The following is a 13,546-nucleotide window of genomic DNA, read 5'->3' on the forward strand; positions in this document are numbered from 1 at the left end:
TCAGTGCAATGGTTTTATCTATTAATTGCCACAGCAAGAAGGACACGATTATTTATACTTTATATTGGGACAAGGGTGGTGCCAATATGGCCACCCATGCTGTCTTTGAGGAGCTAGGCGCGTCTTATGAAATGATAGAAATAGACCTGTCTAAAAACATGCAAAAATCAGCTGGATATCTAGCCATTAACCCAAATGGTAAGGTACCTACGTTAGTGCATAAAGGACAGGTTGTTTATGAGTCTGCGGCAATTTTAATGTATGTGTTAGATCAACAACCAGAGTCTGGGCTAGCACCTAATATAGGATGCCCTAAGCGCGGTGTCTATTACCAGTATTTGTTTTGGATGTCTTCTACACTGCAAGAAGCCGCTAATCACTGGGCACATCCCGAGCAGTACATCAGTGACGAGCACAATTTGCAGCAAGTGAAAGATAAAGCGAATGATGTGCTAACCCACTGCTGGGATATTATTGAAAAGGGATTGGCGAGTCATGGTCCATGGTTGTTAGGCGATCAATTAAGTGGGGCTGATTTTCATTTATTTATGATTGCTCACTGGAGTCAGCGATATGCGAGTCGAGCACAGGATTGGACACACCTAAACGCACATTATCAAGCCATGCTAAACCGTGCCTCGATACAAGAAATGATGACACAAGAAGGGTTGTTGTGATCTGTTCATATGTTCAACTAAAAGATATTGGATGACTGGGTTAGAAGTACTGAATGCAACGCTTCTATTGAATGTAATAAATGTATTTTATATCAAGCTACTGATCCGCCGCATCTCGTCTAAACGTCCACGTTTTATTATCGGACGCGTCTTCACAGTAATAATATCCTGCCAAATCAAACTGCTTTAGCTGTTCAGCACTTCACTTTATATTGACCATTTTCTCACCTTTCTCGATGAATCGCGTTTCGCTAAAAGTATGATTTTGTCATAAAGTCTATTTGGCTATTAAAAGTTCTGTTATCGAAAGATAGCAGGACTTTTTTGTGTCTAATTTTAATGGTGAGTTTCTTTTAACATGTACTACTATATATGCTATTATTTGAATATATAATGGAATGACATTTTACTTAAAAGGAGTTTGGACACGTGTTGCGGATCAGAATGCGCAAAATATCGTGTGCCATTTAATGTGATCACGATGAAGAAGATTAGACTTGGAATCCTTGTAGAAGATAAGACCTTGGCGTGGTACAACTTTGAACCACTTAAGTCATTAGTGGATGAAGGAGTTGTCGAGGTTTGTATCGCTATTCAACGAAATATAAAACAAAAACGCAGTGTACTAAAGTCTATTCCCCTAATTAATCAAAAAATATTCTCTTCTCTTTCTCGAACTAAGAGTAATGCTAAACATTATTCTATCCACGACTTATCAGAAAATGGCTCAATGTCTACTATCATGTCTATACCGAAGCAGGGTGAGTACACTGAAGAAATTGAAGATTCAGTGATTGAGAAAATCGAAGCTGCGGATTTAGATTACCTGCTTAATATTGGTTTCGGAGCGCTGACAGGAAAAATTTTAAGTATTACAAAAAATGGCGTGCTTTTTTTTCATTATGGCAACAATGCAATACAACATGATAAGCCTACGTTATATTGGCAGTTTGCTGAACAATGGGAAAGTAGCGTCGTTACTTTGCAATTATTAAATGAACACCTTAATGTAGATAAAGTAGTAGGGGAAGGTTATGGCACGTTATTTTACTGGGATTATAACTTAACTAAGCGTAAGTCAAATGGGATAGCAGCATCGATATTATATTGGTACTTCCACAGGAATAGAGTTGGAGTTAATACCGGAAAGTCTATCAAGACAACTGACGAACACACGGTTCATCATAAACCTGACTTATCAATGACCATCAAACACTTACCTAGATTCTTAAAATACTATACTGTCAAAACTTTTTATAAGAGTTTTTATCTCAATCAGTGGAGCCTCTTTATTGGATCTGTTGATCAACCAATACACACATACACAGAGATACTGCCTGCGAAAGGCTGCTTTTGGGCTGATCCCTTTTATATTGAACACGACTCAAGACGTTACATATTTTTTGAAAGCTTGAACTATAAAGAGAATATTGGTCGAATAGAGTGGATAGAACTAAATAAAAACCGTCAAATTATTGACACTGGTCCCGCAGATTTAGGTATTAGCACGCACTTAAGCTTTCCCAATGTGTTTGAGCATAAGGGTGCGGTATATATGATTCCAGAAGCTGCAGATACTCATTGTATCAACTTATTGAAGGCAGTAGATTTTCCCCGAAAGTGGAAGAAAGTTAAAGAGTTAGTTTCGGGCGTTCAGGCAGCAGATAGTGCAGTCATAGGGCACAATGGATTATGGTATCTTTTTACAACGCATGGTTCAGTGTCAAATATGACAATAGATTTAGAGCTGCATATCTATACTTCTGACAGCTTAGAATCAGATAACTGGGTCATTCATCCTTGTGCACCTTTCAAGATTGATGTGCGTGGCTCACGACTAGCGGGAGCACTATTTCGAAAAAATGGTCAGTTATTTCGCACTGCTCAAGATGGAACCATTAGATACGGGCGTAGGATTGCTTTGTATCTAGTAGAAGAGTTGACACTGACCTCTTATAAGGAAACCTTTGTACGTTATATTCAACCGGACTGGGAGACAGATATTGATCGTCTCCATACCTATAATGTTTATAATGCAACAGTGGTACTTGATGTATCAAGGGATAAGTTGCGCTTTAGAGTATAGGACCTAAAATGTTTAGTAGTTGGAGAATGAAAAACCCATCATAAGTTTCGGCTTATGATGGGTTTTTTATAATTGTGACTCATATTATATCAAGTTACTGATCCGCCGCATCCCTTCTAAACGTCCACGTCTTATCATCAGACGCGTCTTCACAATAGTAATATCCTGCCAAGTCAAACTGCTTTAGCTGTTCAGCATTGGTCAGCTTATTATCAGCAGCATATTTCACCATTAGTCCACGGGCTTTTTTGGCATAAAAGCTAATCACTTTGTATTGACCATTTTTCTCGTCTTCAAATCGTGGCGTGACGATATCTGCCTTCAGTGCTTTCTTTTTTACCGCCTTAAAGTATTCATTAGAAGCTAAATTAACCAATGTTTTGTCATCGCTGTCAGCCATACGCGCATTGATAACGTTAGTCACTTCCTCACCCCAAAACTCATAAAGATTGTCACCGCGCTCATTTTTCAGCTTGGTGCCCATCTCTAAACGATATGGCTGGATCAGATCTAGTGGCTTTAGTACTCCATACAGTCCAGACAAAATACCTAAGTGCTCATTGACATAAGTAGCGGTATCTTTGTCCATATGATACATATCAAGTCCAGTATAGACATCGCCATCGAATAAATAGCCTGCAGGCTTAGCGGCATTATCAGAGGCATCGTTAGTAAATGGTTGCGCTTCGCTCCAATGCCATTGTTGATTGCGCGTAGCATTAAGCTGAGCCAAATCGTCAGATATACTCATCAATTCTTGTAGGTCAACGGGCTCTTTTGACTTCAGTACTTTCATCAATTCTTGTGAGCGCTCGATTAGCTCGGGCTGACTATAATAGTTACCTAAGTTTAGTGGTATAGCGTCTGTTTCGTTCAGAGATTTTGCAGGGGAAAGCAAAAAATACATGGTTATTCCTTATTATAATGAGTCGATGACGGGTTTTTTCGAGTGTCAAGTATTCTTATTATACGGTATGCATGGGTGGAACTTGACTTCACCTTGCTTACTTTATGTTTATTGACGTTATATTTTTAACAAAAAGATGGATTTAGAATTAGGAAATAAATGAATGTAGGCCCGTATCTATAAGGCTTAAGCGTTTTTTGGAAAAATAAAAGGCTTTAATATACCAACAAAAAGTATGCCAATGGTGTAAATACCTAAATTTTTATTTTACTTGTGGGTCATCATTAGACAATGAAACTTGACGAACGATATCTCTATAATAAAAAGGCATGATGGTAAAGTAGCTATCATTTATTAAATTGATAACCTTTGGTCGCTGTAATGGATTAATCATGATCAAAGGGTTTTGTCCCCTGTGCTTTTTAGATGTGCGTTGAGGGTATTAAAGGTAGTCGTGAGACGTAAATATAGTCATTGGACGTAAGTAAGGAGACGGTATGAAAATCGGTGTAATCAGTGCAGATATCACGAGCGAGAGCCGTGTAGCCATAACCCCAGACGCAGTCAAAAAATTGCGTAAACTTGGGTTTGAAGTCGTCATTCAGTCAGGTGCAGGCCAAGCAGCATACTATGCTGATGAGTTGTATCAGGCTGCGGGCGCCGACATTGCCAGTAGTCGTACCGAGGTGATTACCCAGTCTAAGATTATTACCACCGTCAATGACCTACCAGCTGAAGCCACTGAAAGCTTGTCGTCTGGTCAGATTGTCATTGGTATGCTTGACCCGTATCGCAACACTCAGCTTGACACTTATGCAGCCAAAGGCGCGACAGTCTTTGCAATGGAGTTATTGCCTCGCACACTGTCACGCGCACAAAATATGGACGTATTGTCATCACAAGCCAACCTTGCTGGTTATAAAGCCGTATTGCTCGCGGCCAATGAGTATTCGCGTCCTTTCCCGATGTTTATGACTTCAGCGGGTACGGTTAAGCCAGCCAAAGTCGTTATCCTAGGTGTTGGGGTTGCAGGTCTACAAGCGATTGCGACAGCAAAGCGTTTGGGTGCAGTGGTAGAAGCCAGTGACCTACGTCCGACCGCTCGCGAGCAAGTGGAATCACTCGGTGGTAAATGGCTTGATGTGCCGATGAGTGCAGAGGAGGCTGAAACAGCCAAGTCTACCGGTGGTTATGCATGGACGCCATCAGAGCAATATGTCAAAGATCAAGCGGCTGTCGTGGACAAAGCATTGAGCAACGCTGACATCGTTATTACCACGGCGCAAATCCCTGGTCGTAACGCACCGCGTTTGGTACATGGCGCAACGCTTGCCAAAATGAAAGCAGGTTCCGTACTGATCGATATGGCGGCTGGCACAGGTGGTAACGTCGAAGGCAGTGTGCCTAACGAAACCATCACCACAGACAACGGCGTACGTATCGTTGGTGCCGCCAATATCCCATCTATGCTAGCCGCACAGTCTTCAGATTTGTATGCCAATAACCTTGTTAACTTTATTACGACATTGATTGCACCTGCTGGCGATGATGCATCGGCTAGCTTGGCACTTAACTTAGACATGGAAGACGAGATTCAGGGCGCACTGGCAGTGACACATGACAGTCAGGTACGACTAGCCAAACGCTAGTTTGAACAGTCTATTACCACATATTTTGTCACTACACATTTGCCAGTAATGAATAAATTTTTAGGAGGATTAGATGATTGCCACTATTTTAGCTGCAGCGCCAGCCGGTGCGGCCATGAGTAGCACACCATTTGTAGCGATTTTCACTGTATTTGTGCTCGCTATTTTTGTCGGATACTACGTGGTTTGGGGCGTGACGCCTGCATTACATACGCCATTGATGGCGGTAACCAACGCTTTATCAAGTATCGTCATCGTGGGTGCGATGCTACAGACCGTCACGATTGATGGTTCAATGTTTACACCGACCAGTTTGCTTGGTGCCTTCGCGGTATTTTTAGCCAGTATCAATATTTTTGGTGGCTTTGCCGTGACTGAGCGTATGCTTGCAATGTTCAAACCGAAAGTGAAAAAAGCACCAGTCGCAACCACTGATGCCGGAGGTGACGCATGAACGACTTTTCAACAATGATTGCGGCAAATGCAGATTGGTTCTATCTAGTCGGCGCTATCCTCTTTGTTTTAACGTTACGTGGTTTGTCTAGCCCAAAGACAGCGATTCGCGGCAACCGTTTTGGTATGGCAGCGATGGCAATTGCTGTCGTCACGACGTTCTTCTTAGCAGAAGGCCCTGTGCTTTGGTTGATCATCGGTGCGATGGTATTGGGTGCTCTTGTTGGTATGTGGAAGGCAAAAACGGTCGCGATGACGCAAATGCCAGAAACGGTTGCTTTGATGCATTCATTCGTCGGTTTGGCAGCGGTTGCGATTGCACTTGCGACGGTATTACACACTGAACAGCAGCATGGTGCCGTTGCTCGCATCGAGCTATTTATCGGTTGCTTCATCGGTGCGATTACGTTCTCAGCCTCAGTCTTTGCCTTTGGTAAATTGGCAGCGAAAAGCTGGGCGAAAACATTGGTTGGCGGCTGGGTAAAACCGGTTCAAGCGCTATTATTCATTGCGATGATTGGTTTCGGCGGGGTGTATTTCGTCACTGATTCATTACCAGCATTTTATGCGATGGCAGTGATTGCGGTTATCTTTGGTTGGATGTGGATTGCCCCAATTGGCGGCGGTGATATGCCAGTAGTCGTATCACTACTGAACTCATTCTCAGGTTGGGCAGCAGCAGGCATTGGTTTTACGCTTGGCAACTCGATGCTGATTATCGCGGGTTCGCTGGTCGGTTCATCAGGTGCGATCTTGTCTTACATCATGTGTAAAGCCATGAACCGCTCACTACTTAATGTCTTGTTTGGTGGGATGGGTACGTCAGCTGTTGCCGCAGGCGGCGATGATGGTGCACCGAAGAACTACAAAGCAGGCTCAGCAGAAGACGCAGGGTTCCTCATGTCTAATGCTAGCAGCGTGGTCATCGTACCAGGTTATGGTATGGCACAAGGCCGTGCACAGAATGCAGTAAAAGAGCTATATGAGCTATTAAAAGAAGAAGGTGTGAATGTTCGTTTTGCCATTCATCCAGTTGCTGGTCGTATGCCAGGTCATATGAACGTCCTATTGGCTGAAGCTGATGTACCTTATGATGATATTTTAGAAATGGACGAGATTAACTCAGACTTTGCGAGTACAGATGTGGTCTTGGTTATTGGTGCAAACGACGTTGTGAACCCATCTGCGAAAGATGATCCTACTTCTCCAATCTTCGGTATGCCGATTCTAGAAGTCAGCAAAGCTCAGACGGTTATGGTTATCAAGCGTTCAATGAGTACCGGTTATGCTGGTCTGGATAACAGCTTATTCTACATGGACAAAACGATGATGATCTTTGGTGATGCCAAGAAAATGGTAGAAGAGATGGTACGTACTATCAATGGCGGCGGTCATTAATCTCTAAGCTATGTTTTTAACCATTATTATTTGCAGATAAGTTTTAGATAAAGAAAGTCACTGAGGTGGCTTTTTTTGCGTTAAAGTGGGCGACATTTATGAGCTGACTATAGACTGAGGTTATTGCCAACTAGAGTTGGTTTTTCAATGATCACAAAATCAATTGTGCTTTATATACTCACTATACGGTATGCACCTGATTAACCTTTTAACCCATCTGAATAGCTTTAACGATAGACGATTACCAATTATAAATACGATGAAATAAGAGAAAGATTTATGAATATGCTACTGCGTTTTTTTATTATGGTCAGCTTACTTAAACAACAGCTCAAGCATCAATCGACGAGCGAAACTATCAGTCTAGAGACATTGACTGCACCGACCGTCCGTCATTATCGAATTTTGCCCCACGATATGGGATTTCGCGATCATTTGCCCAATTATCGTTATCTATCATTTATTGAGCTAAACGTGACACGTTGGGTAAAGGCGTGCTGTCACGAAAAAGGCATCAAGTCGCTCAATTGGGTGATTGCCATGCAAGAGATGATTTATCTTAAGCAAATTAAATTTTTGGATAAAATGACGCTTAGCAGTGCAGTCGCAGGATGGGATCATAAATACGTGTATTTTGAGCATCGGTTTTTTGTTAAAAATCAGCTGATGGGTGTTGGTATGACTAAGTTTGTTTTTACAGATAGTAAAGGTATGCGAACACCAGAAGTATTAGATATGATGGGCGAGCAATTAACAGACACCATTAATACATGGAATGAGCATCAAGTCGCGGTAAAATCGACTAAATCAGCCTAAGCCACATCGCAAACCAGTATTGAAACCCAGTATTGAAAAATAGCATCGTAAAATAACTTGGCTATAATCATTTGCTGAATTTTGGTAGGATAGAGCCCATCAAGTCATCAGTATTAGGACGATGGTATCGTCTTTAAGATGATGATTCTCAAAACGACTAAAAAAAGGTACCGTTATGACCCCACAAAAATTAAAATGGACAGACAGCTTAGATATCGCGATTGAGCTTTATGAAAAATTCCCAGAAACAGATCCGCAGTATATTCGTTTTACTGATTTGCATCGCTGGGTAACTGAGCTTGAAGGCTTTGATGATGATCCACAAAAATCAAATGAAGGCATCCTAGAAGCCATTCAAATGAATTGGATTGATGAAGCAGATTAATCGATTCGATATGCCAGCATTGCTACAAACAGAAAACTAAATAAACAGATAAAAAAGGCCGCATCATGACCTCACAAATTAAAGAGCTACCAGAAGCGATAGCTTGTCGCGGTATCAGCGTTCGTACCACTAATAACGCTGAGATAAGCCATGACACTGCCAAGCTTGGCAGATTATGGCAGAAGTTTTATCAAAATCATGCGGGTGAACTCCCTGAAGGTGAAGACATTTATGGTGTCTATCACAACTATGAAAGCGATGATCTGGCAGGAGCCTTTGACGTTGTGGCCAGTTGGAAAGTAGCCAGCGAGCAAGATGCTCAGTCAGAAAGCGACAGTGTAGCCAATGCTAGTAACGTAGTGACGGTTGATATTCCTGCAGGAAAGTACTTGGTGTTTTCTGAAGAAGGTTATATGCCTAACACTGTGATGAATGCATGGGAAAGTGCTTGGGAGTATTTCAATGCACCAGATTGCGAGCATACCCGCACTTTTAATGTAGATTTTGAGCATTATATCGGTGGTAACTTAGAATACGGTCAAGTTGATGTCTATATTGGTATCGAGTAAAATTAGTAATTGGCTTAAGTAACTTAAGCTGCTCGACCCATTATCGACAAAAACAATGACAAAAAAAGCGCTAACCTAAATCAGGTAGCGCTTTTTCTTTGAGCGGATGTCATCAATTAGACAGTCGCAATTAATACTACATTTAATCTAGCAACAAATTTTCCAAAATGCCTTCGTAAATCTTCGCAAGCTTTCCTAGATCATCGACTTCTACTTTTTCATCTACTTGATGAATCGTCGCATTACGCACACCCAGTTCAACGACTTGGGCACCAGTTGGCGCGATAAAGCGTCCATCGGAGGTACCACCAGAAGTAGATAGCGTTGTATCGACATCAGTAACTTTTTTGATGGCATTGTGACATGCCGAAACCAGTTTTCCTTCAGGGGTCAAAAACGGCTGACCAGATAATTTCCAATGAATATCGTAGCTCGCTTTACTGTTGGCAAAGTGCTTATCAAAGATAGCATGCGTTTTTGCCTTTAGTTCATCTTCAGTCGTTTCAGTTGAGAAACGGAAGTTAAAAACCACGTTTAGCGTTTCAGGAATGACATTGGTTGCGCCAGTGCCGCCGTTAATATTTGATATTTGCAATGACGTGGCTGGGAAGTAGTCATTGCCATTGTCCCATGCGGTAGACGTCAGTTCAGCAAGGGCAGACATCGCCGCATGAATCGGATTAGATGCTAGATGTGGATAGGCGACATGGCCTTGTTTACCTGTAACAGTAAGCTCTGCGCCCAATGAGCCACGACGACCGTTTTTGATAATATCACCTAACGTATCGGTACTTGATGGCTCACCAACGAGACAGTAGGTGATTTTTTCTTGACGAGCTTCTAAAGTCTCGATTACTTTGACCGTACCATTTATTGACGGGCCTTCTTCATCTGAAGTAATCAAAAAGGCAATCGAGCCATTATGCTCAGGATGATTGGCGACGAAGCGTTCGGCTGCAACAGTAAAAGCTGCAATACCCGTTTTCATATCGGCGGCACCGCGTGCCCACAGATACCCATCAGCGATAGTTGGAGTAAACGGAGGGTAGGTCCAGTTTTTTTCGTCACCTGTTGGTACGACATCAGTATGTCCAGCAAAGCAAATCACTGGATCGGTAGTACCGCGGCGTGCCCATAAATTTTTAACTTCGGCATGTTCACCGCTTTGTTTTCTATCACCAAAATACATAAACTCGCAATCAAAGCCTGCCTGTTCTAACCGTGCTGACAACATATCTTGGCAACCATCGTCATCGGGCGTCACTGAAGGACGCTCTAACAGTGCAATGCTCAAGTCTAATGTTTCTTGCTGATGGGTCGTGTGTTGAGACGCGCTTAATTGGTTATGAGAGTCAGACATGGATAAGCCTTTTGTATAATAAATTAAGATGGTAAATATAAATAAAGAGTAGAGGTTAAATGCTAAACGGCTACTTCGACAAAGGGTACAAGACCGTCACGGCGCATCCAAGTAGCGATAGAGTAGCGTTGACGATGCGCGATTTGTACTTGATGACGTAAATCACTATCAAAAATAATCAGTCTATTGGCAACTGGCATCACTTCATGGTGCGTGCCATGTTTATCCACGACTTCTAGCGCGCCGCCATCGGTTGCTTCCCAATTATCATTGAGATAAAACACTGCCGAAATAACACGTTCATCACGTTCAGCAGGGTTGTCACTGTGCCATTGATAGCCAAAGCCAGTTGGATAGCACGCATAATGCGCTTCACTATGGCGAATACCAGCGAATAAACTACGATTGAATAGCGAGGCCAAAGCATTGATGCTTTGCAGGTAATAGTAGCCTGCAAAAAAGTCTTCAGTAATCCAGCGTATTCTATCACCGCGAATATCACTGATGCGAACACCAGCGGTCAGCTCTGCATCACGATAGTCAATAAAACCGCTTTCTGCCTGTAGTGCTAATAAGGCAGTACTATTGAATACATCATCAATAATGAGCCAACCATCAGTAACAAAGGTGTCGAGCTGTTTATCCGTCAGCTTATCTTCCCAGTCCACCGCAAAGTCAGACATTTGCAATACGTGCTGAGTAGGAATTTCTTGGCTAACATCATGAGTATCTGGCAGCAGTAATGGTGGATTATCCTGACCTATCGGATGATCAACGACCAACGCTGTCTTGTTAAGGTTGCTAATAATCTGCGTCATTTCATCTCATTATTATCAATCAGCTGTCAATATACCGTCATTCAATGCGTTTTTATTGAAAGCACTTACTAAAACCACATTATCTTTTACTCTGCCTATGCTACCATAGATGCAATTTTTCTTATTTAAACTTTTGAGATTATGAACTATAAACACGCCTACCACGCTGGTAACTTTGCTGATGTGGTTAAACACATTTTATTGGTACAACTGCTTAATCAACTGGGGCAGAAAAACAAACCTTTTTATGTGCTTGACGCTTATGGCGGTCGTGGACTGTATTCACTAAGCAGTGAAGAAGCGCGCAAAACAGGTGAGGCCAAAGGCGGTATTCAAGCTTTTCTGAAAGCAGATACCGAAAAGGCACCAGCTGCTGTCAAAGATTATATGGAAGGCATCAAGCAAGCCAAATTCACTTATGACAATAAAGTCTATCCTGGTTCGCCATGGTGGGTGGCCCATCACGTCGAAAAAACCGCCGCTAAAAAGCCTGATGCTGGTGTGCGTGCTGAGGCTTTTGAAGCCAAAGCGACTGAATACGATGCGTTGAACTATCAGCTACATAAGTTGCCAATTGGTATCCAGCATCGTGATGCTTTTGAAGGTATCACCGCTGTTATTCCACCAAAAGAAAAGCGCGGTTTGATTTTCCTTGATCCCCCTTATGAGCAAGAGCATAAAGACTTTACGCGCCTTATCGACCTATTGGTCGCGGCTTATAACAAGTGGCCACAAGGTACTTATGCGCTTTGGTTCCCAATCAAAAACATCGAAGCCGTAGAGCTCTTCTATAAAAAGCTCAAACGTACTGAAATGAGACGTCAGCTGGTTTGTGAGCTAAACATTTATCCTAATGATGTTGCGGTTGGTCTGAACGGTACAGGTCTACTGGTTATCAATCCGCCATGGCAATTTGATAACCATGCACGTGAGATATTACGTTTCTTACAGCCAGTACTAAAAGTAGAAGACGCGCCAAACTTGACGCCTGATAGTGCGACCAATGTGCGCTGGCTCGTCGGCGAATAGCAATAACGGCCAATAAGGATATTAAGATGACGACTCAGCCACCTATCGGCCAGCCGAATAATGCACCTTTGAATAACTCATCGCTAAACGACGGCTCGCTGCAAGATAATGCAGCGACTCAGCCACCGTTTATTGATGAGCATGAGTTTAATATCCGTCTAGCGGATAACGACAGCTATGATGGTTTGACATTTGAGGTGATTGAAGCTGAAGTAGCCGAAGGTAAGAGAGTGGTTAGTCGCGGTGTCTATTTGGCACCCAATCTGATCACAACCTTATCGTTACTGTCAGGCTTTTACTCGATTTTGGCGAGTACCCAAGGCGAGTTCTATAAGGCAGCTTTGGCTATCTTTTTATCCGCTATTCTTGATGGCGCAGATGGACGTGTCGCACGTATGCTTAATGCGCAAAGTCCATTTGGTGAGCAATACGACTCTTTAGCAGATATGCTAGCGTTTGGCGTTGCCCCTGCTATTTTGATTTATAGCTTTGCTTTAGAGCCATTGGGTCGTATCGGCATTGGCTGTGCGTTTGTTTTTACCGCTTGTGCTGCTTTTCGCCTTGCACGCTTTAATGTTCAGGTCGGCATCGTCGATAAAAAGTACTTTGTTGGTTTGGCAAGTCCACTTGCTGCCATATTGGTGACGTCCGCTGTGATGGTTGCAGTCGATCATAACGAGTGGATTGGTCAATACGATACAGCCGTCATGCTACTGTTTGCGGCTTGGGTCGTCACTTGTGGTTTACTGATGGTCAGTAATGTCAAATACTATAGCTTTAAAGAATTTGATAAAAAGAAAGTGCCTTTTGTAGTGCTTATCATTGGGGTGCTAGTCATGAGCATCGTGCTCTATGATATTCCTGTTGGTATCTTAGCGATTGGTATTATCTATGCACTATCAGGTATCGTGACTACGATTAAAACGAAAGTGAAAAGCTAAACGCTGTATTTAGGTTTTAAAAAAAGGAACTTACCGTCAGGTAAGTTCCTTTTTTACGCGCTATATATACTGCTGAAGTACGTCAGCCACTGTAAACAAGATCAATCTACAAATATAAAAGACAGTATTTAAAGTTTGATAGCGATAACAATGGGTTAGGTTAATACGATATCACTGATAGAAAATAACTGAGATTATTTATAGAGTTTCCTTGTTTTCTATCTAAAACTCCGTATAATGCCACCCAGTTGAAAGGGAAGTGGCTTACTGATTTGGACGATGTAAATTGTTTGAATTAAATAGAAAATACTTCTTGACTAAATAAATATAGCGTCTATAATACGCACCTCATCAAGACGAGCTGGAAGTAGCTAGTGTGTAGATTACACATTAATAACCCAGTTAACTTGTTGAAACAAATTAAAAAAAAGAAGTTGACAGACTATTAAAACATGATA

Annotated in this window: 13 protein-coding genes; 10 read left to right on the plus strand and 3 right to left on the minus strand. The window is 42.2% G+C overall.

Annotated elements, in window-relative coordinates; all coding sequences use genetic code 11:
- Positions 1-8 precede the first annotated feature (8 nt).
- Both JMX96_RS12810 and JMX96_RS12815 read left to right on the plus strand, forming a co-directional pair.
- The gene (locus tag JMX96_RS12810; RefSeq protein ID WP_227677049.1) at positions 9-677 is read left to right on the plus strand and encodes a glutathione S-transferase family protein; all 669 of its coding nucleotides are present in this window, start codon (positions 9-11) and stop codon (positions 675-677) included.
- A gap of 481 nt (positions 678-1,158) precedes the next feature.
- On the plus strand, positions 1,159-2,763 hold the full coding sequence (locus JMX96_RS12815; protein ID WP_201569494.1) for a hypothetical protein: 1,605 nt from the start codon (positions 1,159-1,161) through the stop codon (positions 2,761-2,763).
- A gap of 94 nt (positions 2,764-2,857) precedes the next feature.
- On the opposite strand, the gene yaaA is transcribed toward JMX96_RS12815, so the two are convergent.
- Positions 2,858-3,670 (minus strand): peroxide stress protein YaaA, encoded by an 813-nt coding sequence (gene yaaA / locus JMX96_RS12820; protein WP_201569496.1) that lies wholly within the window; start codon positions 3,668-3,670, stop codon positions 2,858-2,860.
- A 497-nt stretch (positions 3,671-4,167) separates the two neighbouring features.
- Between yaaA and JMX96_RS12825 the strand changes: the two genes are divergently transcribed.
- The 6 genes from JMX96_RS12825 (at position 4,168) to JMX96_RS12850 (ending at position 8,940) form a co-directional block, all read left to right on the plus strand.
- Positions 4,168-5,319: a Re/Si-specific NAD(P)(+) transhydrogenase subunit alpha gene (locus tag JMX96_RS12825; protein WP_165596760.1), complete on the plus strand. Its 1,152-nt coding sequence runs from the start codon at positions 4,168-4,170 to the stop codon at positions 5,317-5,319.
- Positions 5,320-5,434: 115 nt separating this feature from the next.
- Complete coding sequence (locus JMX96_RS12830; RefSeq protein WP_197707696.1) at positions 5,435-5,773, plus strand: proton-translocating transhydrogenase family protein; 339 nt, start codon at positions 5,435-5,437, stop codon at positions 5,771-5,773.
- Positions 5,770-7,170, plus strand: coding sequence for an NAD(P)(+) transhydrogenase (Re/Si-specific) subunit beta (locus JMX96_RS12835; RefSeq protein ID WP_102092432.1), 1,401 nt, complete (start codon positions 5,770-5,772; stop codon positions 7,168-7,170). Before JMX96_RS12830 ends, JMX96_RS12835 begins: the two co-directional genes overlap by 4 nt.
- A 279-nt stretch (positions 7,171-7,449) precedes the next feature.
- Positions 7,450-7,986, plus strand: coding sequence for an acyl-CoA thioesterase (locus tag JMX96_RS12840; RefSeq protein WP_201549342.1), 537 nt, complete (start codon positions 7,450-7,452; stop codon positions 7,984-7,986).
- Between the two features lie 175 nt (positions 7,987-8,161).
- Positions 8,162-8,371 carry a Fe-S cluster assembly protein IscX gene (iscX, locus tag JMX96_RS12845; RefSeq protein ID WP_021812734.1) on the plus strand — a complete coding sequence of 70 codons (210 nt, stop codon included), beginning with the start codon at positions 8,162-8,164 and terminating at the stop codon, positions 8,369-8,371.
- Between the two features lie 65 nt (positions 8,372-8,436).
- Positions 8,437-8,940 carry a GyrI-like domain-containing protein gene (locus tag JMX96_RS12850; protein WP_191114814.1) on the plus strand — a complete coding sequence of 168 codons (504 nt, stop codon included), beginning with the start codon at positions 8,437-8,439 and terminating at the stop codon, positions 8,938-8,940.
- Between the two features lie 142 nt (positions 8,941-9,082).
- Here the strand turns inward: JMX96_RS12850 and dapE are convergent, their stop codons facing one another.
- Together dapE and JMX96_RS12860 are read right to left on the minus strand one after the other, a co-directional pair.
- Positions 9,083-10,300 carry a succinyl-diaminopimelate desuccinylase gene (gene dapE / locus JMX96_RS12855; RefSeq protein ID WP_201569498.1) on the minus strand — a complete coding sequence of 406 codons (1,218 nt, stop codon included), beginning with the start codon at positions 10,298-10,300 and terminating at the stop codon, positions 9,083-9,085.
- Positions 10,301-10,362: 62 nt separating this feature from the next.
- A complete protein-coding gene (locus JMX96_RS12860; protein ID WP_201569500.1) occupies positions 10,363-11,118 on the minus strand; it encodes a 2OG-Fe(II) oxygenase in 756 nt (251 codons plus the stop codon).
- Between the two features lie 141 nt (positions 11,119-11,259).
- Between JMX96_RS12860 and JMX96_RS12865 the strand changes: the two genes are divergently transcribed.
- Both JMX96_RS12865 and pssA read left to right on the plus strand, forming a co-directional pair.
- Positions 11,260-12,147: a 23S rRNA (adenine(2030)-N(6))-methyltransferase RlmJ gene (locus tag JMX96_RS12865; RefSeq protein ID WP_057758888.1), complete on the plus strand. Its 888-nt coding sequence runs from the start codon at positions 11,260-11,262 to the stop codon at positions 12,145-12,147.
- Positions 12,148-12,173: 26 nt separating this feature from the next.
- Positions 12,174-13,088, plus strand: coding sequence for a CDP-diacylglycerol--serine O-phosphatidyltransferase (gene pssA, locus JMX96_RS12870; protein WP_227511196.1), 915 nt, complete (start codon positions 12,174-12,176; stop codon positions 13,086-13,088).
- Positions 13,089-13,546: the final 458 nt, after the last annotated feature.

The organism is Psychrobacter sp. JCM 18900, assembly GCF_904846625.1.
Taxonomy (GTDB): Bacteria; Pseudomonadota; Gammaproteobacteria; order Pseudomonadales; family Moraxellaceae; genus Psychrobacter.